The 22,408-nt window shown below is 52.6% G+C and carries 20 protein-coding genes; 8 read left to right on the top strand and 12 right to left on the bottom strand.

The genetic code is table 11. The features are described from left to right. Positions 1–8: 8 nt before the first annotated feature. Together mscK and acrR are read right to left on the bottom strand one after the other, a co-directional pair. Complete coding sequence (mscK, locus tag ABLV75_RS13195; RefSeq protein WP_024273854.1) at positions 9–3,350, bottom strand: mechanosensitive channel MscK; 3,342 nt, start codon at positions 3,348–3,350, stop codon at positions 9–11. Between the two features lie 130 nt (positions 3,351–3,480). Further along, a complete protein-coding gene (acrR, locus tag ABLV75_RS13190; RefSeq protein WP_004099655.1) occupies positions 3,481–4,131 on the bottom strand; it encodes a multidrug efflux transporter transcriptional repressor AcrR in 651 nt (216 codons plus the stop codon). 142 nt (positions 4,132–4,273) lie between these two features. On the opposite strand from acrR, the gene acrA reads away from it, so the two are divergent. From acrA to maa, 5 genes are all read left to right on the top strand, one after another. Further along, a complete protein-coding gene (gene acrA, locus ABLV75_RS13185) occupies positions 4,274–5,467 on the top strand; it encodes a multidrug efflux RND transporter periplasmic adaptor subunit AcrA (protein ID WP_004111040.1) in 1,194 nt (397 codons plus the stop codon). A 22-nt stretch (positions 5,468–5,489) separates the two neighbouring features. Next, on the top strand, positions 5,490–8,636 hold the full coding sequence (acrB, locus tag ABLV75_RS13180) for a multidrug efflux RND transporter permease subunit AcrB (RefSeq protein WP_004099650.1): 3,147 nt from the start codon (positions 5,490–5,492) through the stop codon (positions 8,634–8,636). A 481-nt stretch (positions 8,637–9,117) separates the two neighbouring features. After that, positions 9,118–9,492 carry an Hha toxicity modulator TomB gene (gene tomB / locus ABLV75_RS13175; protein ID WP_004099648.1) on the top strand — a complete coding sequence of 125 codons (375 nt, stop codon included), beginning with the start codon at positions 9,118–9,120 and terminating at the stop codon, positions 9,490–9,492. Positions 9,493–9,518: 26 nt separating this feature from the next. Continuing rightward, positions 9,519–9,737: an HHA domain-containing protein gene (locus ABLV75_RS13170; protein ID WP_004099646.1), complete on the top strand. Its 219-nt coding sequence runs from the start codon at positions 9,519–9,521 to the stop codon at positions 9,735–9,737. A gap of 160 nt (positions 9,738–9,897) precedes the next feature. Next, the gene (maa, locus tag ABLV75_RS13165; RefSeq protein WP_004099644.1) at positions 9,898–10,464 is read left to right on the top strand and encodes a maltose O-acetyltransferase; all 567 of its coding nucleotides are present in this window, start codon (positions 9,898–9,900) and stop codon (positions 10,462–10,464) included. Here maa and ABLV75_RS13160 read toward each other — a convergent pair. Further along, a complete protein-coding gene (locus ABLV75_RS13160; protein ID WP_224226720.1) occupies positions 10,433–10,570 on the bottom strand; it encodes a hypothetical protein in 138 nt (45 codons plus the stop codon). The genes maa and ABLV75_RS13160 overlap by 32 nt on opposite strands. A 30-nt stretch (positions 10,571–10,600) precedes the next feature. Here ABLV75_RS13160 and ABLV75_RS13155 point away from each other — a divergent pair, with 30 nt between their 5' ends. Further along, positions 10,601–11,071, top strand: coding sequence for a YlaC family protein (locus ABLV75_RS13155; protein ID WP_004111038.1), 471 nt, complete (start codon positions 10,601–10,603; stop codon positions 11,069–11,071). Here ABLV75_RS13155 and ABLV75_RS13150 read toward each other — a convergent pair. Next, complete coding sequence (locus tag ABLV75_RS13150; protein WP_024273853.1) at positions 11,046–12,500, bottom strand: PLP-dependent aminotransferase family protein; 1,455 nt, start codon at positions 12,498–12,500, stop codon at positions 11,046–11,048. The genes ABLV75_RS13155 and ABLV75_RS13150 overlap by 26 nt on opposite strands. A gap of 102 nt (positions 12,501–12,602) precedes the next feature. Between ABLV75_RS13150 and ABLV75_RS13145 the strand changes: the two genes are divergently transcribed. Next, the gene (locus ABLV75_RS13145; protein ID WP_004099639.1) at positions 12,603–13,301 is read left to right on the top strand and encodes a GNAT family protein; all 699 of its coding nucleotides are present in this window, start codon (positions 12,603–12,605) and stop codon (positions 13,299–13,301) included. Here the strand turns inward: ABLV75_RS13145 and ykgO are convergent. The 3 genes from ykgO to ABLV75_RS13130 form a co-directional block, all read right to left on the bottom strand. Then, positions 13,298–13,438 (bottom strand): type B 50S ribosomal protein L36, encoded by a 141-nt coding sequence (ykgO, locus tag ABLV75_RS13140; protein ID WP_003859006.1) that lies wholly within the window; start codon positions 13,436–13,438, stop codon positions 13,298–13,300. The two genes, ABLV75_RS13145 and ykgO, sit on opposite strands and share 4 nt — an antisense overlap. After that, the gene (locus ABLV75_RS13135; protein ID WP_004099638.1) at positions 13,438–13,701 is read right to left on the bottom strand and encodes a type B 50S ribosomal protein L31; all 264 of its coding nucleotides are present in this window, start codon (positions 13,699–13,701) and stop codon (positions 13,438–13,440) included. The genes ykgO and ABLV75_RS13135 overlap by 1 nt, the downstream gene beginning before the upstream one ends. A 111-nt stretch (positions 13,702–13,812) precedes the next feature. Continuing rightward, the gene (locus tag ABLV75_RS13130) at positions 13,813–14,886 is read right to left on the bottom strand and encodes a LacI family DNA-binding transcriptional regulator (protein ID WP_348854991.1); all 1,074 of its coding nucleotides are present in this window, start codon (positions 14,884–14,886) and stop codon (positions 13,813–13,815) included. Positions 14,887–15,155: 269 nt separating this feature from the next. Between ABLV75_RS13130 and ABLV75_RS13125 the strand changes: the two genes are divergently transcribed. After that, positions 15,156–16,427: a maltoporin gene (locus ABLV75_RS13125; RefSeq protein WP_004099631.1), complete on the top strand. Its 1,272-nt coding sequence runs from the start codon at positions 15,156–15,158 to the stop codon at positions 16,425–16,427. 122 nt (positions 16,428–16,549) lie between these two features. On the opposite strand, the gene ABLV75_RS13120 is transcribed toward ABLV75_RS13125, so the two are convergent. The 5 genes from ABLV75_RS13120 to ABLV75_RS13100 all read right to left on the bottom strand — a co-directional run bounded on the left by ABLV75_RS13120 (position 16,550) and on the right by ABLV75_RS13100 (position 22,395). After that, positions 16,550–16,864: a glucose PTS transporter subunit EIIB gene (locus ABLV75_RS13120; RefSeq protein ID WP_004099629.1), complete on the bottom strand. Its 315-nt coding sequence runs from the start codon at positions 16,862–16,864 to the stop codon at positions 16,550–16,552. A 65-nt stretch (positions 16,865–16,929) separates the two neighbouring features. Continuing rightward, positions 16,930–18,987, bottom strand: a complete 2,058-nt coding sequence (locus tag ABLV75_RS13115; protein WP_024273852.1) for a beta-galactosidase — start codon at positions 18,985–18,987, stop codon at positions 16,930–16,932. Between the two features lie 31 nt (positions 18,988–19,018). Then, the gene (locus ABLV75_RS13110; protein WP_004099623.1) at positions 19,019–20,221 is read right to left on the bottom strand and encodes an arabinogalactan endo-beta-1,4-galactanase; all 1,203 of its coding nucleotides are present in this window, start codon (positions 20,219–20,221) and stop codon (positions 19,019–19,021) included. A 4-nt stretch (positions 20,222–20,225) separates the two neighbouring features. Then, a complete protein-coding gene (locus ABLV75_RS13105) occupies positions 20,226–21,077 on the bottom strand; it encodes a sugar ABC transporter permease (RefSeq protein ID WP_024273851.1) in 852 nt (283 codons plus the stop codon). 10 nt (positions 21,078–21,087) lie between these two features. Beyond that, a complete protein-coding gene (locus tag ABLV75_RS13100) occupies positions 21,088–22,395 on the bottom strand; it encodes a sugar ABC transporter permease (protein WP_004099614.1) in 1,308 nt (435 codons plus the stop codon). Positions 22,396–22,408 lie beyond the last annotated feature (13 nt).

Genomic DNA, 22,408 nt, shown 5'->3' with positions numbered 1-22,408 from the left:
CGCCATGCTTAGCTCATCGCCGGAGTGGCATCGTCGCCTTTATCCCGCTTCACCTCGGTGACTTCATCGCCCTTCTCATTGCGAAGATGAACCTCCAGCTGGTTAAAGGCGATATCAATATTGTTCTCACGACACAAACGATCGATCGCCCGGTTAAGCTCATCCACTGCATAGCTGCGATCGCGAAGTTCGCGCACGTATAGTCGTAGTTCATGATCGAGCGTACTGGCGCCGAAAGTGGTAAAGAAAACCGACGGCGCGGGCTCCTGCATCACTTTCGGATGCTCGTGCGCAGCCTTAAGCAGCACTTCTTTAACCTTATCCAGGTCAGAACCGTACGCTACGCCAAGGCGGATGACAACGCGGGTGACGGTATCGGAGAGCGACCAGTTAATCAGACGCTCAGTCACGAAGGCCTTATTGGGGATAATCACCTCTTTACGGTCAAAATCGGTGATGGTCGTGGCGCGAATGCGGATTTTGCTGACGGTGCCGGAGAAGGTGCCAATGGTCACCGTATCGCCAATGCGCACCGGGCGCTCAAAGAGAATAATCAGACCGGAAACAAAGTTACCGAATATTTCCTGTAAGCCGAAACCTAAACCAACCGACAACGCCGCTGCCAGCCACTGTAGTTTATCCCATGAGACGCCCAGAGCGCCAAATACCGTCATCGCGCCAATAACGATAATGGCGTAATTAAGGATTGTCGTAATGGCATAAGACGCCCCCTGGCGCATATTTAGTCGGGACAGCACCAGCACTTCCAGCAGTCCCGGCAGGTTGCGAATTAACGCCCAGGCAACCATCGAAGCGACAATCGCGAACAGCAGGCTCCCCATGGTAACGCTTTTCACGGCGCTGACCCCGGCTTCGGTACCGTTGTAATGCCACAGCGTAATACTATCGAGATAGGCGAAGACGGTGATGAGATCCGACCAAATCGCCCAGAACAGGACCGCAAACAGCGCGATCATCACCAGCATCGTAATACGCAGCGTTTGCTGGTTAACCTGCTCCAGAGCAATTGTCGGTTCTTCCTGCGGCTCGGCTCCTTCAGCCCCCTCTTTAACCAGATGCTGACGACGCGCCAGCGCGCGGCGCCAGGCAATACGCCGCGCGGCCACGCTCAGGCCGCGCAGCACGGTCTGATACAACAGGTTCCACAGCATCACCAGATAAACGGTTTCAATCCAGCGGCCGGCCAGACGCAGCGTCGTATAGAAATAGCCGGTTGCCGTCAGCACCATCAGGGCGATGGGAACGATCGATAGCACGGTAACGGTGATAAGGCGCAGGCTGTGAGATTCTTTATCACGCCAGCTTTCGCGGCACATCGGCAAGACAAGCACCGCGATCAGCAACAGGTTGAGGAAAATAACGAACTGCCCGAGAACGTCATCCATCAGGTGCAGCGGCGACAGTTCCGACATCACCGACCAGAAGTTGAGCGGCAGCAGCGCAAGGCTCACGCGAACAATCTGCCGCCGCCAGTGGCTGGTCAGCTGTGACGGCATATTAAAGTGGCTCACCGCCACGCCGTCTTTTTCCAGCACTTTCCAGCACAGGCCAAACACCAGCCAGAATAGCGCCAGCTTCTTGCTATAGGCCCACAGAAGGTCGCTAATATTCAGCTGCATCGTCAGCAGAATCAGACCGACGGCGAGTATGACCAGCACCACCGGCAGCGCCCGAATCAGATCGATAAGAATCGCTTTCGGCGTGTGGAGCTGCGTATCGTTGCGCAGTTGCCCCACCTGCGACGCCAGCTTAGCCTGATACGCTTTCAGCCAGTTCAGACGCCAGCGAATCAGACCGGCAATCAGCAGCAGCGGCAGGCCGGCCAGAAAAGCGATAAATACCGCAGGCCAGGCCTTTTCCCAGTTTACGGTGATTTTCATCGCCTTAAACTGTCCTTTCAGCGCCTCCGGGAAGGCTTTAAACCACTCCCAGTCCATCGGGCGGTTGCTATTTACCCAGAAAATCTGCTGCGTCAGGATGGCTTTCAGGTTGGTTGACACGCTCATTAGCTGCTGCTGATTGATTTGCAGGTTAATCGCCATCATCAGCTGGTTGCCGAGCTGTTTATTAAACTGATCGAGCAGTTCCCGGCGCATATCAACAATCTCAAGAAGCGCATCATGCACTTCGGGATTCACCTCGCTGCTATGCCCCTCCTCCAGCTTCGCGACATACGCATCGCTCTGGAATAGCGCATCGCGCTGCTGGTTGACCTCGAACTGCTCAAGGCGCAGGTCGGCGATGCGGTTGGTCATGTCGCTTAGCTCCTCCGCAGAGGGCAGCGTTTGCTGTTGCTGATAAAGGATACGCGACAGCAGCAGGCTGCCTTTCAGCACGGAAATCTGCTCTTTAATATCGCGCTCGGATTGCAGAGCACGATCGAGCCAGGTCTTCACTTTGATGTTGCGCTGAACCAGCTGATTACCCGTTTCCGTTGCCGAAATGAGCCTTTCGCTCAACTGGTGATTAATGTCCAGCTCCTGCTTGACCAGCGGGTTTGCCTGAATACGGGCCGTTTCGTCCGGAGAAACCGCTTCCTGAGCCGTCTTTTCCGTCAGCGTCAGGCGCTTGCTATTCACCGCTTCCTGCAACAGCTGAAGCTGATGCTCCAGTCGATTGCTGTAAGCGGTGATGTAGTCACGCTGCTTTTGCAGGGTATCCTGCAGCACCGTGTTGCCTTCCAGGCTTTTACGCTGTTGATCTATCTGTGCATTCAGCAAGGCCTGCTGCGCCAGCAGCAAATTCTGCTGGGTAGGACGTAGCGCCTCTTCGCCCGTAGTCGTGCCATTCAGACGATTACGGATCTGCTGCAGCTGCTGAGAGGCGGAATACATCGCATTCTGCACGCGTTCCGGCTGCGTCTGTAGCGAAACAAGCTGACTATTATAAGTCGCCAGATCGTTTTGCGCGTTTTGCAAATCGTCCAGAGTCTGAGAGACGCGCGATTCCAGCTGGCGCAGCGACAAGGTGCTCAGCGTTTTACGCGTCGCCTCGTCGTTGGGGACATCGCTTAGCGCGTTCAGGCTATCGATAGCCTGATTCATTTTCGCAGGCGCCTGAGCGACCTGCTGGTGCAGCTGCGTCGTTTCCGACTTTATGCGCTCAATTTTATCGAGCGTTTCCAGCGTCTGAGTCAGGTCCTGCTGAACCAGCTTGTCCTGGGGAGTCAAATCTTTTTGCTTGTTCAGGGTCGTGAGCTGGCTCTGGACCTCGGAGCGTTCAGGTAAATCAGCCGCCAGCGCCGAATTAACGCTAATACAGCCGATAAAAAGCATCAGGGTAAGAACTACAGCAGAGAGGGCATTTCGCCAACGGATAGTATGCAGCATAGTGTTAACATGAGTGATTGCAAAAGCCGGAGAATACCGGGGGTCGTCGCAGCGCGAAGAATAGCACTTCTGTTATCACTAAAATAGCGGCGGACAGCAGGAATCATTCCTCTGGTGTCCGCTAGCCGGGTTAAGCGTCCAGTCCTTCAGAACTGCGCAGAGAGGGGCAAAATTGATACATTTCCAGCAGGACTTCGACATAATCCCGCGCTTCTTTTTGCAGATCAAAGGCGTTCGGCGCCAAAAGCCAGTTCTCCATCAGGCCGGAAAGATAGCTGCGCATGAGGATCGCCGCCCGGCGGGTTAATAAATTGGCGGGTAGCATCTTCGCGACAATGCACTCCTTTAATGTTTGTTCGATACGGTCGTAGCTCTCAAGGCAAAGAATGCGCTGCGCTTCTTGCAGCGTGACCATCTCACCGACGAATTCACATTTATGAAAGATGATTTCCATCATCAGCCGTCTGCGTTTTTCTGTCACAGTGGCTTCAAGGATATACACTAAGATCTCTCGCACAACTGACAGTGGATCGTTGGGGAATTTTGCCCGATACTCAACTTCGAGATCGTTAATATTGGCTTCTGACAGTACCCATATTTCATTAAATAAGTCCGATTTATTTTTGAAATGCCAATAGATAGCCCCCCTCGTCACACCGGCAGCTTTTGCAATTGCGGCCAGCGAGGTGGATGATACGCCTTGCTGCGAAAACAAACGCAGAGCAACATCCAGAATATGTTGCCGGGTCTCAAGCGCCTGTTGTTTGGTTTTTCGTGCCATAGGTCGATGAGTTTACAGAGGTTACGTTTACATACATTTGTGAATGTATGTACCATAGCATGACCATAATAGAAACACAGCAGTGGGTTTGTGGTCGATTGAGCCACTGAACAATTTGAAATTGGACACTCGAGGTTTACATATGAACAAAAACAGAGGGTTAACGCCTCTGGCGGTCGTTCTGATGCTCTCAGGCAGCTTAGCGCTAACAGGATGTGACGACAAACCGGCTCAGCAAGGAGCCCAGCAAATGCCGGAAGTCGGTATTGTGACGCTCAAATCCGCTCCTCTACAAATTACTACTGAACTGCCGGGCCGTACCAGCGCCTATCGCGTTGCGGAAGTTCGTCCTCAGGTCAGTGGCATTATTCTGAAACGTAACTTCACCGAAGGCAGCGATATCCAGGCTGGCGTGTCTCTTTATCAAATCGATCCGGCAACCTATCAAGCCACCTATGAAAGCGCGAAAGGCGATTTAGCCAAAGCGCAGGCTGCCGCCAATATGGATCAGCTGACGGTTAAACGTTACCAGAAACTGTTAGGCACTAAGTACATTAGCCAACAGGATTACGATACTGCCGTAGCCACGGCCCAGCAGAGCAACGCTGCCGTCGTCGCCGCTAAAGCCGCGGTTGAAACCGCGCGCATCAATCTGGCCTACACTAAGGTGACCTCCCCGATCAGCGGCCGCATTGGTAAATCCGCGGTCACGGAAGGCGCGCTGGTGCAGAACGGCCAGACTACTGCCCTGGCGACCGTGCAACAGCTTGATCCTATCTACGTGGATGTGACTCAATCGAGCAACGATTTTCTGCGTCTGAAACAAGAGCTGGCTAACGGCAAACTGCAGCAGGAGAACGGTAAAGCGAAGGTTGAACTGGTCACTAACGACGGTTTGAAATATCCGCAGAACGGTACGCTGGAGTTCTCCGACGTTACCGTTGATCAGACTACCGGTTCTATCACGCTGCGCGCGATTTTCCCGAACCCGGATCACACTCTGCTGCCCGGCATGTTCGTTCGCGCGCGCCTGGAAGAAGGCGTAAATCCTGATGCGATTCTGGTTCCGCAGCAGGGCGTAACCCGTACCCCGCGCGGCGATGCCAGCGCGATGGTTGTCGGCGAAGGCGATAAAGTCGAAGTTCGCCAGATTACCGCCACTCAGGCGATTGGCGATAAATGGCTGGTCACCGAAGGGCTGAAAACTGGCGATCGCGTCATTATTAGCGGTCTGCAGAAAGTCAAACCAGGCGTACAGGTAAAAGCGCAGGAAGTCGTTTCTGATGAAAAACAGCAAGCCGCAGGCAACGCTCAGTCAGAACAAACCAAGTCTTAACTTAAACAGGAGCCGTTAAGACATGCCTAATTTCTTTATCGATCGCCCCATCTTTGCCTGGGTGATCGCCATCATCATTATGCTGGCTGGGGGGCTCTCGATCCTCAAGTTGCCAATAGCGCAATATCCGACGATTGCGCCGCCGGCAATTTCCATCACGGCCATGTACCCCGGTGCCGACGCAGAAACCGTGCAGAACACCGTGACTCAGGTTATCGAACAGAACATGAACGGTATCGATCACCTGATGTACATGTCTTCAAATGGCGACTCCACCGGTACAGCAACCATCACTCTGACCTTTGAATCCGGTACCGATCCGGATATTGCTCAGGTACAGGTTCAAAACAAACTGGCGCTGGCGACACCGCTGCTGCCGCAGGAAGTACAGCAGCAGGGTATTAGCGTTGAAAAGGCATCCAGCAGCTTCCTGATGGTTGTCGGCGTTATTAATACTAACGGCACCATGAATCAGGATGACATTTCTGACTATGTTGCCGCCAACATGAAAGATGCGATTAGCCGAACCAGCGGCGTTGGTGACGTGCAGTTGTTTGGTTCCCAGTACGCTATGCGTATCTGGATGGACCCAAACAAACTTAATAACTTCCAGTTGACGCCAGTTGACGTTATCAGCGCCCTGAAAGCGCAGAACGCCCAGGTTGCAGCAGGACAGTTAGGCGGTACGCCCCCGGTGAAAGGCCAGCAGCTGAATGCCTCCATCGTGGCGCAGACTCGTCTGACCAATACTGAAGAGTTTGGCAACATTCTGCTGAAGGTTAACCAGGATGGCTCCCAGGTTCGTCTGCGCGATGTCGCGCGCATTGAGCTGGGTGGTGAAAACTATGACGTTATCGCGAAGTTTAACGGTCAGCCAGCTTCTGGTCTGGGTATTAAACTGGCGACCGGCGCGAACGCGCTGGATACCGCAAACGCCATTCGCGCCGAACTGAAGAAAATGGAGCCTTTCTTCCCTTCTGGCCTGAAGATTGTTTATCCGTATGACACCACTCCATTCGTGCAGATCTCCATTCACGAAGTGGTAAAAACGCTGGTTGAAGCCATCATCCTGGTGTTCCTGGTAATGTATCTGTTCCTGCAGAACTTCCGCGCCACCTTGATTCCGACGATTGCCGTGCCGGTCGTACTGCTGGGGACGTTCGCCATCCTCGCGCTGTTCGGTTTCTCGATAAACACGCTCACCATGTTTGGTATGGTGCTCGCCATAGGCTTGCTTGTGGATGACGCCATCGTGGTGGTGGAAAACGTCGAACGTGTAATGGCAGAGGAAGGGCTACCGCCGAAGGAAGCCACGCGTAAATCGATGGGCCAGATTCAGGGCGCGCTGGTAGGCATCGCGATGGTGCTTTCTGCGGTGTTTATCCCGATGGCCTTCTTTGGTGGTTCCACCGGTGCGATTTACCGCCAGTTCTCGATCACCATCGTCTCCGCGATGGCGCTGTCGGTGCTGGTCGCTCTGATTCTCACCCCGGCGCTTTGCGCCACGATGCTGAAGCCAATCCAAAAAGGCAGCCATGGCGCAACCACTGGCTTCTTCGGTTGGTTTAACCGCATGTTTGATAAGAGCACGCATCACTATACCGACAGCGTAGGCAACATCCTGCGTAGTACCGGTCGCTATCTGGTGCTGTACCTGATCATCGTTGTGGGAATGGCCTGGCTGTTCGTTCGTCTGCCAAGTTCGTTCCTGCCAGACGAAGACCAGGGCGTATTCCTGAGCATGGCCCAGCTCCCTGCAGGCGCAACTCAGGAGCGTACACAGAAAGTACTGGATGAGATGACCAATTACTATCTCACCAAAGAGAAAGATAACGTTGAATCGGTATTCGCCGTAAACGGTTTTGGTTTCGCTGGTCGTGGACAAAACACCGGTATCGCGTTCGTCTCTCTGAAGGACTGGAGCCAGCGTCCAGGCGAAGAGAACAAAGTTGAGGCGATTACCGGCCGCGCGATGGGCTATTTCTCGCAGATCAAAGATGCAATGGTCTTCGCCTTTAACCTGCCGGCAATTGTTGAACTCGGTACCGCAACGGGCTTTGACTTCCAGCTGATCGACCAGGCTGGCCTGGGCCATGAAAAACTGACCCAGGCACGTAACCAGCTTTTTGGAATGGTTGCGCAGCACCCTGACGTATTGAGCGGGGTTCGTCCAAACGGCCTGGAAGATACTCCGCAGTTCAAAGTGGATATCGATCAGGAAAAAGCGCAGGCGCTTGGCGTGTCTATCAGCGACATCAACACGACGCTTGGCGCGGCATGGGGTGGTAGCTACGTCAACGACTTCATTGACCGTGGCCGCGTGAAGAAAGTGTATATCATGTCCGAAGCGAAATACCGCATGCTGCCGGAAGACATTGGCAACTGGTACGTACGCGGTAGCGATGGACAGATGGTACCGTTCTCCGCCTTCTCAACCTCGCGCTGGGAATACGGCTCGCCGCGTCTGGAGCGCTACAACGGTCTGCCATCGATGGAAATCCTCGGCCAGGCGACACCGGGTAAGAGTACCGGTGAAGCGATGAACCTGATGGAAGAGCTGGCGGGTAAACTGCCTGCCGGTATCGGCTATGACTGGACGGGTATGTCATATCAGGAACGTTTGTCAGGTAACCAGGCGCCAGCGCTGTACGCTATCTCGCTGATCGTCGTCTTCCTGTGTCTGGCGGCGCTGTACGAGAGCTGGTCAATTCCATTCTCGGTCATGCTGGTCGTTCCGCTCGGTGTTGTGGGGGCGCTGCTGGCTGCCACCTTCCGAGGATTGACTAACGACGTTTACTTCCAGGTTGGTCTGTTGACCACTATCGGCCTGTCGGCGAAGAACGCGATACTGATCGTTGAATTCGCCAAAGACCTGATGGATAAAGAAGGCAAAGGCCTGATTGAGGCAACGCTTGAAGCCGTTCGTATGCGTCTGCGTCCGATTCTGATGACCTCCCTGGCGTTTATCCTCGGCGTAATGCCGCTGGTTATCAGCTCCGGCGCAGGCTCCGGCGCGCAGAATGCCGTAGGTACTGGCGTAATGGGCGGGATGATTACCGCGACGGTTCTGGCGATTTTCTTCGTGCCGGTATTCTTCGTGGTCGTGCGTCGCCGCTTCAGTAGGAAAAATGAGGATATTGAGCACAGCCATCCGGTTGAGCATCATTAATCTCTCCATTAAGGGCCGCATTCGCGGCCCTTTCACTTTGTCTCACTTTAAAACGCACGGATTGTGATTGTTTATTTTATAACCTGAGATATAATATTTAATGATGATTACCGCTGCTTATCTATGACCTTTTTTCACTGACTTTACTCCCTCAACTCCACACTAAGAATATTCTCAATCACTGACATTATGTATGGTTGTATCAACGTATCAGCTAAACGCACGGGCTAACCCGATGATATATAAGGTCAGTCTTCGATTTTTCCGTTGTAGTTAAAGGCACGATATAATAAAGACCGAGGCATTTAAGATAAATTGACCGCGTTAATTGTAATTTTTCGTAATAGCACGATGAAATCTTTTTAAGAGTGGATTATAGTTAAAGAGCAAGATTACAATGTATGTGTCAGGTCTGTTAGTCGTGTTCATCCCACAACGGTGTCGATAGTCGTCGTTAAACCACTAAAAAGGGGGATGCGTTATGGACGAATACTCGCCAAAAAGACATGATATTGCGCAGCTTAAATTTCTCTGCGAAACCCTGTATCATGACTGTCTTGCAAACCTGGAAGAGAGCAACCATGGCTGGGTTAATGACCCAACCTCTGCTGTCAATCTTCAGCTTAATGAATTGATCGAGCACATTGCCGCGTTCGCACTTAATTATAAAATTAAGTATGCTGAGGATAATAAGCTGGTGACTCAGCTTGACGAATATCTGGATGACACTTTCGTGTTGTTCAGCAACTACGGCATTAACACTGCAGATCTGCAGAAATGGCGTAAATCAGGCAACAGGTTATTCCGCTGCTTTGTGAACGCCAGTCGGGAAAACCCGGCCAGTCTTTCTTGTTAATATTATTACAATCAAAAGGTGAATTTATGTCTGATAAAACATTAACCAAAATAGACTATTTGATGCGCTTACGACGTTGTCAGACAATTGATACGCTGGAGCGCGTAATTGAAAAAAATAAATATGAACTTTCTGATAATGAACTGGCGGTATTTTACTCAGCAGCCGATCATCGTCTTGCTGAACTGACGATGAATAAACTGTATGACAAGATCCCGCCATCGGTCTGGAAATTCATCCGCTAATTATTTCAAATGAAAGCCCGAACTCTTGTGCCGAAAACGCCCTTCCCTCATGCTGCTAATAAATGCGACACCGGTCACAGAAGCTGTTTCCGTACCTATATGAAACCGGTTTCTTTTTTATACTGTGGCGGCCTACAATGAGGAAATAAGGGAAGCCTCCATGAGTGAAGAAAAACAAAAAATGATTGCCGGTGAACTGTATGTGTCAGGTGACGCTGAGCTAAAGGCCGACCGTCTACTGGCCAGACAACTGTTGCATCGTTACAATCATTCAGCGCCTGAAGAGCGTGAATTAAGAAAAGCATTACTGACGGAACTGCTAGGCCACGCAGGCGACGCTTATATCGAACCCACTTTTCGCTGCGATTACGGCTACAATATCTTCCTCGGGAAAAATTTCTACGCCAACTTTGATTGCGTGATGCTGGATGTGTGTCCGATACATATTGGCGAAAACTGCATGCTGGCGCCGGGTGTGCATATTTATACCGCAACGCATCCCCTTGACCCTGTTGAACGAAATAGCGGTAAAGAGTACGGAAAACCCGTCACTATTGGCCACAATGTATGGATTGGCGGCCGGGCCGTAATTAATCCTGGCGTGACTATCGGCGACAATGCCATCGTGGCTTCCGGTTCCGTAGTGGTGAAAAATGTGCCAGCCAACGCCGTCGTCGGCGGAAACCCGGCTCAAATCATAAAAATGGTGGAGAGCGAAAAACGGTAACTGTTATGCTTTTCCGCAACCAATCTGTTACTTTTCCCACGGATTTACGCAACATAAAATAGCCTTCAGGCTGAGCCCAACGCGCATCTGTTCGTCGCGTCTGCATAGGGGCTCATGGCAGAATTTGGGGAATAAAATGACAGAAATACAGCGGCTGCTGAAAAGCACCATTGATGAGCTTAATGTGCAAGAGAAGCGCGATAACCGTCCGCGCTTTAGCATAAGCTTTATTCGCAACCATCCATGGCTTTTTGTCGCGATGTATGCGGCTTTCCTGGCAACACTCATCGTGATGCTGCGTTCTGAAACGCTGGTAGATTCGGTCTGGCTATTAATCGTACTATTTGTTCTGCTGAACGGCTTCTTTTTCTTTGACGTTTACCCGCGCTATCGCTATGAAGACATTGATGTTCTGGACTTCCGCGTTTGTTATAACGGGGAGTGGTACAACACTCGATTTGTTCCCGGTCAGCTCATCGACCGAATCCTGCAGTCGCCGCGCGTCGATGGCGAGCAGAAAGCTCAGTTGCAAAAAATGATCGCCACCAAAGGCGAACTCTCATTTTACGATGTCTTTTCCCTTACCCGCATCGGTGCTGCGCAATAAGGCGATCCAGCGTCCGTATCGCAGAAGGAAAGCGTGATGCGGACGTATTACCGTAGCCCAGAACAAAGCCGCTTCTCGCCTTTTTTTCATTCAGATAAAAACGGCTTAATGCGCCGGGCGCGAGCTGAAACCGCCGGGCCTGCTGCACAATAGCTTCATCATCAACGTCTTCGACGACGACAGTCAGGTGTAACCCCCCCTCGCCGCCTGATATTTCATAAGGGTGAGTAAGCTCTGCCGCCAGCGTTTCCCGCAGCTGCTGCTGGCGTTTGCGATACAAGCGGCGCATAGCGGCAAGATGACGCGCGTAGTGCCCCTCTTCGATAAACAGCGCCAGCGCCCGCTGTTCAGCACGATGACCGCCGCGTAACAGTGAACCAATCGCGCCTCTTGCGGCATCCGCCAGCCCCTCCGGCATCACCATAAAGCCAATACGCAGCGCGGGAAAAAGCGTTTTGCTGAATGTCCCCAGATAAACTACCGGCGCCTGCCTGACCATTCCCAGCATGGCGGGAATCGGTTCGCCGCTATAACGAAATTCACTATCGTAATCATCCTCGATAAGCCAGGCATCATGACGGCGGGCATATTCCAGTAAAGCCAGTCGCCGCCCGGCGCTCATCACCGAACCGCAGGGGTATTGATGGGACGGTGAAGTAAAGATTAATCGCGGTGCTGCGCTATCATCATCGGTATCGAACCGCATACCCTCTCGATCGACGGGTATACCCTTGATGTGAAGCCCGGCTTTAAGAAACATGCTTTTTGCCCCTAAATAGCCGGGTTCTTCCACCCATGCCGTCTCCCCGGCAACGCTCAGCAGATGCGTACATAAATCAACGGCTTCCAGCGCTCCTTCCGTAATCACAATTTGCCCGGCTTCGCAGCGAATGCCCCGGGAGAGCGCCAGATGACGGGCAATCGCTTTGCGCAATGCAAGTTCCCCCTGCGCATCGCCGTAGCCCAGCAATGCGCTTCTCTCCTCGCGCAATACCCGGTCAAGGAGTCGACGCCAGATAGCAAGAGGAAAGTAGTTAACCGCAGGCATTCCCGGCGTAAAGAGCAGCGTGGGCGAATCACGACGCGTGGCGGCGGGTAATCCCTGAAGGTACTCAGGGAGCACAATCACGCGCGCCGCAACCTCCTCTTCACCCTGCGACTTCAAAAGCGCGGCGTATGTCCCCTGGCGGCTACGCAGCAGATACCCCTCCATCGCCAGCTGCTCCAGCGCGCCGTTGACGGTATTGCGCGATAGCTTCAGACGCTGCGCTATAGCCCGTGAACCTGGCAGGCGGCTACCGCCCGCCAGCGTACCTTGCAAAATGGCCGCTCGCAGACGGAGATAGAGCGTGCGCTGCAGGGTTTCACGCCCTCTGTCGCACAGCGCCTGCTCCAACAGAGTAAAAAAAGCATCATCAGGAATATTCATTTTGGCTCCTCGTGGTACTACGAAAATATACTCTTATGGCCCTTTTTTATGGAACCAATAAGCGCTTAATCTCACAGCATTCGTCCATAGAAGGAAATCCTGATGAGCCATCTTAATCAATACGATCAGCCCGTTGGCACCGCCCTGCCCGACTGGCAGCCCTGTCCACATCCTGAAAGGGTGAACCTGCAGGGCCGCTTTTGTCGGCTAGAGCCTTTGCGCTCCACGCATGCCGGCGCGCTGTTTGACGCCCACCGCTTAGCCCCGGATACCCGAAGCTGGACATGGCTGCTGCGCGAACCGGACAGCAGCGTAGAGGAGTACCGCGCATGGATTGAGAGCGTTTCCGGGCAGAACGACCCCATTCACTTCGCGGTGATCGATAAGCAAACAGACCAGCCCGTGGGCTCACTGGCGCTGATGAGAATTGACGCTAACAACGGCGTTGTTGAAGTCGGCCACGTTCACTTCTCGCCTTTACTGAGCCGGACTGCAATGGCCACCGAGGCCCACTGGCTGCTGATGGATTACGTCTTTGATACGCTCGGCTATCGGCGCTACGAGTGGAAATGTAACAGTCTCAACGAACCGTCACGCCGGGCGGCGCTGCGGTTGGGATTTCAGTATGAGGGGCAATTTCGTCAGGCGCTGGTGATAAAGGGCCACAACCGCGATACCGACTGGTTTTCCATTATTGATTCCGAGTGGCCACAGATAGACAGGGCAATGCAGCAATGGCTGGCCGCCGACAACTTCAGCGCCGACGGCCAGCAGTTACGTACGCTGGGGAGCTTTCGTTAACGTCTTTTCTTGCGTCCCTGCACGGCTTTAAAGCGGGGATTGCTTTTGCAAATCACGTATAGCCGCCCCTTGCGCTTCACGATCTGGCAATCCGGGTGGCGTTGTTTCGCGCTACGCAATGAGTTTAGCACCTGCATTATTTGTCCCTCTTCGCATCAATAAAGCCGCCAAAGCGCTGACGGAAACGCGCGGTACTACCTTCATTGTTGAAGGCCTTCTGCTTACCGGTGTAATACGGATGCGATTTGGACGATACATCAAGCGTCACGTAGGGGTACGTCTCGCCCTCCAGTTCGATCTCACGCTCGGTTCTGATAGTAGAACCGACCTTGAAGTATTCGTTGGCGCTGGTATCGTGAAAAACCACCGTACGATAATGCGGATGAATATTGGGTTTCATAGCGACCTCAATCATTATGTTATAACATAACAATACCGTACACCGTGTAAAGACAAAGATCAACCCTGAGAATGAGAAGGATGAAAGGGCGGCGAGAGCGCCCTTTGCAGATTAAGGACTTAGCTGATGCGCCAGAGCCCGGAGTTGCTCAGCAATAGACTGCAGATTTTTGCCAGGCTCCGTTTTTGGCCCGGTAGAATGGCGTACAACCAGACGAGCCGGAAGGATAGAAGACGTATGTGATGTTTCGTTATCGCCGCTGTCGAGAATGCGCCGAACGGCCTCCTTCCCTTGCAGATCAAGATCCAGCGAAACCGTGGTTAGCGCCGGGTAGAAGAACGAACTCTCATAAGTGTCATCATAACCAATAACCGACTTTTCTCCCGGAATCGGTACCTGGTGCTGGTGAAATGCGCTCAGTACGCCCAATGCCATCTGATCGTTACCTACCAAAACGGCGGTAAAGTTTGGCGTCTCCCGCAGCATTTGCAGCGCGCCAGCGTAGCCGCTTTGCGCGTCCCAGTTGCCGCGAATCACCGTTACCGGCTCCAGCCCGTAACCCTCCAGGGTTTCTATCCAGCTTTTCAAACGCAGTTTGGCCGATACCGAACTTTCAGGGCCGGCCAGCAACGCGATTTCCCGATGGCCCATCTCATAGAGATACTTGACGCTGGCCCGTGTACCGTCCGCCGGATTAAACGAAACGTTAAACACCGAGCTGTAGGGGTCGACATCTAAAAAAAGACAGACGATGTCATCGTTATCAGCGGCTATTTTTTGGGCCTGTTCAGTCTCCAGCGGCACGTTGATGATGACCTTATCCACCAGTTGAGACTTCAGTTCATTAATAGAGTCCTGGATACTTTGGTTGACGCTCTCATCAATCATGGAGATGAGCACCTGATAACCTTCCACGTTCGCATAGCGTTTTACCGCCGCAGCCACCTGGGATGGGGCATGCAATGCAAGGGAAATTGTGACCAGGCCCACGGTACGACTTTGCTTACCTACCAGCTGTTGCGCCAGGCGGTTCGGGACATAGCGCAGCTCCTCAATGGATTTCTCCACCTTGCTGCGCGTGGCTTTGGATACATTAGCAGATTTGTTCAGTACCCTGGACACGGTCTGATAGCAGACGCCCGCATGGCGTGCAACGTCTTCTAAGGTCGCGCTTTTAGACTTCATGGTCCGGTTCCTTGTGTTGTTATCCCTGAATTGTAACAGGGGCAATGTGAAAAAACGCTCATTGCCGTATTCCTCCTCCAACCATAGCCATAAAAAGTATTACGCTCACAATACTACAAATTGTGAATGGACTCACTTTGCGTAACAAAACCCGCCTTTTTATTTGCAGTTAATCACACTATGGCGATCATTCAATTGCCTGATTTCAGGTTTAGGCATTTTATGACATCGGTTATGTGAACGTAATACAAAACAATAAGAGGATAGACATGAACACTACGCTGCGCACACTTTCCGTTGCGTTGGCCGCTGCGCTGATTTCACCATCCGTGTTTGCTGCTTCCGCCACCCTCCCGGGTATCGACTTTCATGGCTATATGCGCGCCGGGGTTGGGGTCTCCGGCGACGGTAGCCAGGCCGAATGGCAAAAAAATAAAATTGGCCGTCTGGGTAACGAATCTGATACCTACGGCGAGCTGGAGCTGGGATCGGAGGTCTACAAGAAGAATGACGTTAGCTTCTACCTCGATAGTATGGTCAGCATGGTATCTGACGGCTCAAACGATAATGAAACCACGCTTGATGACGATGCGCAGTTCGGCCTGCGGCAGCTAAACCTGCAAATTAAAGGTCTGATCCCCGGCGATCCAAATGCAGTCATCTGGGGCGGCAAACGCTACTATCAGCGCCACGATCTGCACATTATCGATACGAAATACTGGAATATTTCCGGATCCGGCGCCGGGATCGAAAACTATACGCTCGGTCCGGGCGCCGTTTCATTTGCCTGGATCCGCGGGGATGCCAATGACGTCGACTACCGCGTCGATGGCGATAGCAACGTCAATATTAACTATCTTGATTTGCGCTATGCGGGCTGGAAGCCGTGGGCCGGATCCTGGACCGAATTTGGTATCGACTACGCGATGCCGAATACCACTAAAAAGCAGGATACCTACGGCGGACTCTATGATGCTGAAAACGGCGTCATGCTAACCGGTGAAATCAGCCAGGATATGCTGGGCGGTTACAACAAAACGGTTCTGCAATACGCAAACAAAGGACTGGCGCAGAACATGGTGTCCCAGGGGGGCGGCTGGTATGACATGTGGAACTACGTCAATGACGCCACCGGCTACCGCGTTATCAATACCGGTTTAATTCCGATTACTGAAAAGTTCTCTATTAACCACGTCCTGACCTGGGGCTCCGCGGATAACATCACCGATTACACGGATAAAACACGCATGCTGTCGCTGGTGGCGCGCGGGCAGTATCAGTTCACCGAATATGTGCGCCTGATTGGCGAAGTGGGCGGCTTCTACCAAAAAGATAGCTACAAAAATAATACCGATTACAAACAAGCCGGTGAGAAATACACCATTGCGCTGGGCCTGGCCGATGGACCTGACTTTATGTCGCGCCCGGAACTACGAATTTTCGCTTCATACCTGAATGATTCCGAAAATGGTAAGCCGTTCGAAGATCGGACCGCCAATAATACATGGAACTTTGGTGTACAGGTCGAAGCCTGGTGGTAATAGCCGTTTAACTGTTTTATCGCCAACTGTAAAGTTGTTAATTACCCTCCGGTAATGATTATTGCCATTGAATGCCTGTTATATTTTCGGGATAACTCATTATTGCGTTATCCCGTTTTATTTTATTTCCGGCTGGCAAAGTGCTCATCAAGTAATTGCCGTAAAGCATCCGACTGCTTACCGAAAATAGCATGCACCTGCTGCCCCAGGATAATAACCCCAAGCGCTCCCTGCTGCTGTAAGGCCTGAGAATCAACTATCGATAGATTATTCACCGTGACGCGTAAGCGGGTAATGCAGGCGTCAACGTTAATAATATTGCCTTCACCACCAAACGCCTGAATTAAATAATCAATCTGTTGTTGCTCCGCATGACTTAAAGGTACCGCCGCACGAGGCTGCGAGAAGTAATTCAGAAAGGATTTTAAACTCACCATACCAGACTCCTGATTAGCAGATAAAAAAACGCCTGCTCGCAGGAGCAGGCGCGGGGAGAGAAAAATTACGCGCGACGACTGAGGATACGGCAATCCCATGCATTTAAGACCAGCGGCGTATTCAGCGCCGTACCGGTGAGACAGTCCAGATAGCCTTGCGGCAAAACCACGCTATGCTGCTGCGCGCTGTAGTTTTGCAGGAAAACGTAGGCGGTTTCACCGTCCGTGCGTGCGGTCGCTACTACGCCCGGCGGGAAATCAGCCTCAACCGCGCGCGGCAGAGAGAGTTCTTTCATCAGGCTGCAGAAGAAGTCCCGCTGGAAGGCCAGATCGTTGCGCGACGCAACGTGCCATGCCTTGCCATTACCAAAGTGATTGACGGTGACCGCCGGTCTTCCTGCATAAAAATCATCGCGATAGGTAGCCAGCGGCTGCGCGCTTTCAGCATGAATCAGTTCACACAAATGGCGTACCTGGTACGGCCCCTGCAAGCCAGCTTCATTACCCGCCAGCCCCTGTACCAGGTTGCGTTCGCCGTCGTTCAGGCAGTCAATTTCTTCCGCCCAAATGCCCAGCAGTTTACGCAGCGGGCCCGGGAAACCGCCGAGATGGCAGAGGTCGGACTCGTTCACTATCCCTGTCCAGTATGTTGTAACTAAATGACCGCCGTTAGCCACAAACGCTTCGGCGCGTTCGGCAAATCCCTCACGAACCATATACAGCATTGGCGCAATGACCAGTTGATAAGGACTCAGGTCAACGTCAGCATCGATAACATCAACCGCAATCCCCTGCTCCCAGAACGGACGGTAATGTTCGTTGACGGTATTTTCATACTCCATGCCGAGATTACGCGGCCCCTGAGCATCATCCAGCGCCCAGCGATTTTGCTGATCGAAGATAATCGCCACTTTCGCATCCGTCCGGCAGCCCACGACGCCAGGCAGCTGGCTTAACATCTCGCCGAGCTTCGTCACTTCGCGGCCCACGCGCGTATCCAGATGACCGACATGATCGATAATCGCGCCATGGAACTTCTCCACCGAACCGCGGCTTTTACGCCACTGAAAATACTGCACCGAATCCGCGCCGTGCGCCACCGCCTGCAAAGAGGAGAGAATATGCATTCCCGGCTTCTTAAGCTTACTGGTTGGCTGCCAGTTAGTCGCACTGGGAGTGGATTCCATTAATACAAACGGCTTACCGCCCTTCAGGCTGCGCATCATGTCGTGATACATCGCGGTATAGCAGGCCAGCGTGGTTTCATCTCTATCGCGATGCCACATGGGGTAGCTGTCCCACGAGATAAAGTCCAGCGTCTGCGCCAGCTGCCAGTAGTCGTAATCGTAGAAATACTCCATGAAGTTGGTGGTCACCGGCAGTTCGGCATTCGCCGCTTTCAGCGGAGCAATCTCATGGCGGCAGAAGTCGGTCACCTGGGCGGTATTAAAGCGATGCCAGTCAAGGTTGAGACCATGAATTGAGACTTCTCCCTGCGGCGCCGGAGATTCGATCTGCGACCAGTCGCTATAGGTGTGGCTCCAGAAGGTACTCCACCAGGCGTGATTGAGATTATCCAGCGTTTCATAGCGCGCTTTCAGCCAGTCGCGGAAACGCTCCTGACACAGGCTACAGTGACACTCCCCGCCGTATTCGTTGGAGATATGCCAGCCCAGCACCGCCGGATGCTGCGCGTAACGTTCCGCCAGCAGGGTATTAATCTTCAGGGTTTTCTCACGATAGACCGGCGACGACATACAGTGGTTATGCCGTCCGCCGTGCAGGGCTGGCACCCGATCGCGACCAACGCGCAGCACCTCAGGATATTTCTGCGACATCCACGCCGGGCGCGCACCGCTTGGCGTAGCAAGAAAGACATGAATTCCGGCGGTATACAGTTTTTCCAGAATACTGTCCAACCAGCCAAACTCAAATACGCCCTCCTGAGGTTCAAGCTTCGCCCAGCTGAATATCCCTACCGACATCACATTGCATTTTGCCTGCTGCATCATGGCAATATCTTTGTCGATAATATCCGGATAATTCTCCCATTGCTCCGGGTTATAGTCGGCGCCATGCAATAGCGTATTAACCTTCGGACTCAAAGGCGCAAATTTTTTCATAATAAACATCCTGAAGTGTAAAACTGAATAATTAATTAAATACCTTCATCGACGGCAATGCTTTTCCCTGGCAATCAAACAGCGCCTGATTTTCCCGGGCATTACCCTCTTTCCACTCATCGTGGATATATTTCATTCCGGCAGGCGTCGCCCAGGTATTTCCCGGCACGGCAATCCACGTCGGCTCCCAATAAAAAATACCTTTACCGCGATGCTGCGGAACATCGGCAACGGCCTGCATTAAGTCGTGAATATAATTATATTGTCCCTGGACGGTGGCGGGGTAACCACCATCTTTTTCTTCTTTCGCCTGGAAGCTATTTTCCGCATTGTCGCAGTTATCCAGGGTATAAGCGTAAGCGGCCTCCACCACTATCACGTCTTTGTTATAGCGTTGGCTGATATCGTCCATATTGGCTTTCAGCGCGCTAATCGGGCCATTCCAGTAGGTGTACATCGACAAACCAATGATGTCGTAAGGGACGTTACGCTTGCTGATTTCATCAAACCACCAGCGGAAGGTGTCGTTTTTCGTGCCTTCGGCCAGATGAAGCATAATTTTAACCTGCTCACCGCCGGTGAGATTTTCCTTCAGTCCATCGATGGCGGCATTCAGCAGCCCAGCAAGACGATCGAACTCGCCGCCGCCCTGCCCCCAGCTTTTACCTTCCGGCCACAGCATACCGCCGTTGATTTCGTTGCCGATCTGCACCATATCCGGCAGCACGCCCTCCTGCTTAAAGCGGGCAATCGTGTCGCGGGTATAATCGTGGATCGTGGTTTTCAGCTGCGGATAGTCCAGCTTCTCCCAGGCTTTCGGTTTGAACTGCTTACCCGGATCGGTCCAGAAATCGCTGTAGTGGAAATCAAGCAGCAGCTTCATCCCCTGCGCTTTTGCCCGCTTCGCCAGCGCCAGCGTCGTCGCCAGATCGTTATCGCCGCCGCCGTAGCGCTGGCCTTTAGCATCTTTGGGATCCACCCACAGGCGCAGACGAACGTAGTTCACGCCATCGGCCTTGAGGATCGCGATCGGATCCTGCTGCTGATTGTTGTGATTAAAGAACTTCGCGCCGTGTTTTTCCGCATCCAGCAGCGTAGAGATATCCGCGCCTTTAATAAAATCAGCGGGCATATTGCTAAACGCCTGCGTTTGCAGCGCATCTGCCGCCAGCGTACCGGCGGAAAAACAGCATGCCAGAGAAACAGCAAGCCACGCGGGTGTTAATCTTTTCATGGGGTTATCCTTTTGTACTGCCTGAGGTGAGGCCGGAAACAAAGTATTTTTGTAGCGCCAGATAGAGAATCGCCACCGGGACGGCAATCAATACCGCTCCCGCCGCGTAGGTGGTGTAGCTGGCGCCCATCTTCTGTGCGACCAGGTTATACAGGCCAATCGGCAGCGTGTACTTATCCGGGGTACGCAATATGGTGCTGGAGAGAATGAAATCCCCCAGCGGACCGGTAAATGAAAACAGCGCCACCACCGCCAGAATAGGCTTCGACAACGGCATAATGATCTCGAAAAAGATACGGAAGCTGCTGGCACCATCCATCCGCGCGGATTCATCCAGATCTTTGGGGATCGCGTCCAGATACCCCTTCATGAGCCAGGTATTCATCGGGATCATGCCGCCCACGTAGATCAGTACCAGCGCCAGATGACTGTTGATTAGCCCCAGCAGCTGAGAAAGGACAAAGATCGCAATCAGCGCCGAGAACTGCGGAATCATCTGCAACAGCAGGAACAGCATCAGTCCGTTCTGCCGCCCTTTGAAACGAAAGCGGGAGAACGCATAGGCGGTGAAGCTCACGCTGACTAGGGTCAGAAGCATGGTCATGAAGCTGATTTTCATCGAGTTCCAGTACCAGGTGAGATAATTCACATTGCCGTTGAACAAATCCGCGTAATGCTGGAACGACAGGTTTTCAGGAATAATCGACGTACTCAGCAGACTGTTCCCGGCGTTCAGCGACGCCCCTACCGTCCAGACCAGCGGGTAAATAATGATCGTCGAGACAAAGATGACCACCAGCCAGGTGAGTGACAGGCGAATCCACTTTTCGCGTTTAATACTCGGTGATTTAGCCATGTTGCTTCCCTTACGCCATATCGTCATTTTTAAAGGATTTTGTGGCGCGGAACTGCCACAACGCCAGGCCGACGACGAAAATCGATAGCAGGATCGTAATAGTGGCCGCGATAGCGTATTGCGAAGACGACATGGTGAGTTTGTAGATCCACGACACCAGAATATCCGTACCGCCGGCATTCGACCCCGCCACCGCAGGCCCGCCGTTGTTGAACAGATAGATGATATTGAAGTTATTAAAATTGAAGGTGTACTGAGTAATAATAATTGGCGCAATCGAGTACAGCACCAGCGGCAGAGTAATGGTCCGCAGCCGGGTAAACGCGCTGGCGCCATCCATCGTGGCCGCTTCATAGAGATCGTCCGGAATCGCCTGCAGTACGCCGGTGGTCATGGCGAAAACAAACGGGAAGCCCAGCCAGGTTTGCATCATGATCAGCGCCGTCTTAGTCCAGAACGGGTCGGTCAGCCAGGCCTTCGGACTGATGCCGAAGAAAGACAAAATGGCGTTGTTAATGACCCCGAATGAATCATTGAACATCCCGGCAAAAACCAGAATCGTCACAAACCCCGGCACCGCCCACGGCAGAATAAAAATCGTGCGGATCATTGGCTTGAAACGCAAATCCTTCTGGTTAACCAGAATCGCCAGCAACACACCAACGGTGCATTGCAGGGTTGTCGCCAGCAGCGTCCACACCACCGTCCACTGCAGGACATCAAAAAAGGTCGAGCGCCAGATGGATAATGTGAAGATGTTGATGAAGTTTTTGAACCCCACCCAATCGACCAGCTTCGCGGGCGGCGTGTGGTAAAGGTTGTAGTTAGTAAAGGCGATCGCAAAGCCAAACAGAATCGGGAAGATGACCACAAACACCAGCAGAATAAAGCCCGGCGTAATCATCAAATAGGGAAAACCGTCGCTGAGCAGCATCTGATATTGCTTGCGTACGCTGTTCAGCGCCATACCCTCATCGCGCTTTTTACCGTTAATCCAGGCATCGCGCAGCGAGAGGAAATAGACTAACAAACCAAAAGCGATAATCAGCACGCTGATTATTCCTTCCGCCAGCAGGAAGATAGAGTTATCCCGCGGGACTTCTTCGCCTAAGGTGTATAACCCCCACAGGCCTTCGCTGAGAAAGTCATAGAAAATGCTCATAAAACTGCTCAGCAGCACCAGGAAGACAATCCCCTTCAACCACTGGCGGTGATAAAACTGACCAAAACCCGGCACGATAGCCAGCAGCAGGCCGCACCACGCGTGGCGTCCTGCGCCACGCGCTTCGGCAATATTTTCGCTGGGATTGATAATCACACACGACTCCTTC

The organism is Klebsiella sp. CN_Kp066 (genome assembly GCF_040065135.1).
GTDB lineage: Bacteria > Pseudomonadota > Gammaproteobacteria > Enterobacterales > Enterobacteriaceae > Klebsiella > Klebsiella oxytoca.
This window is presented reverse-complemented; position numbering and strand designations above follow the sequence as displayed.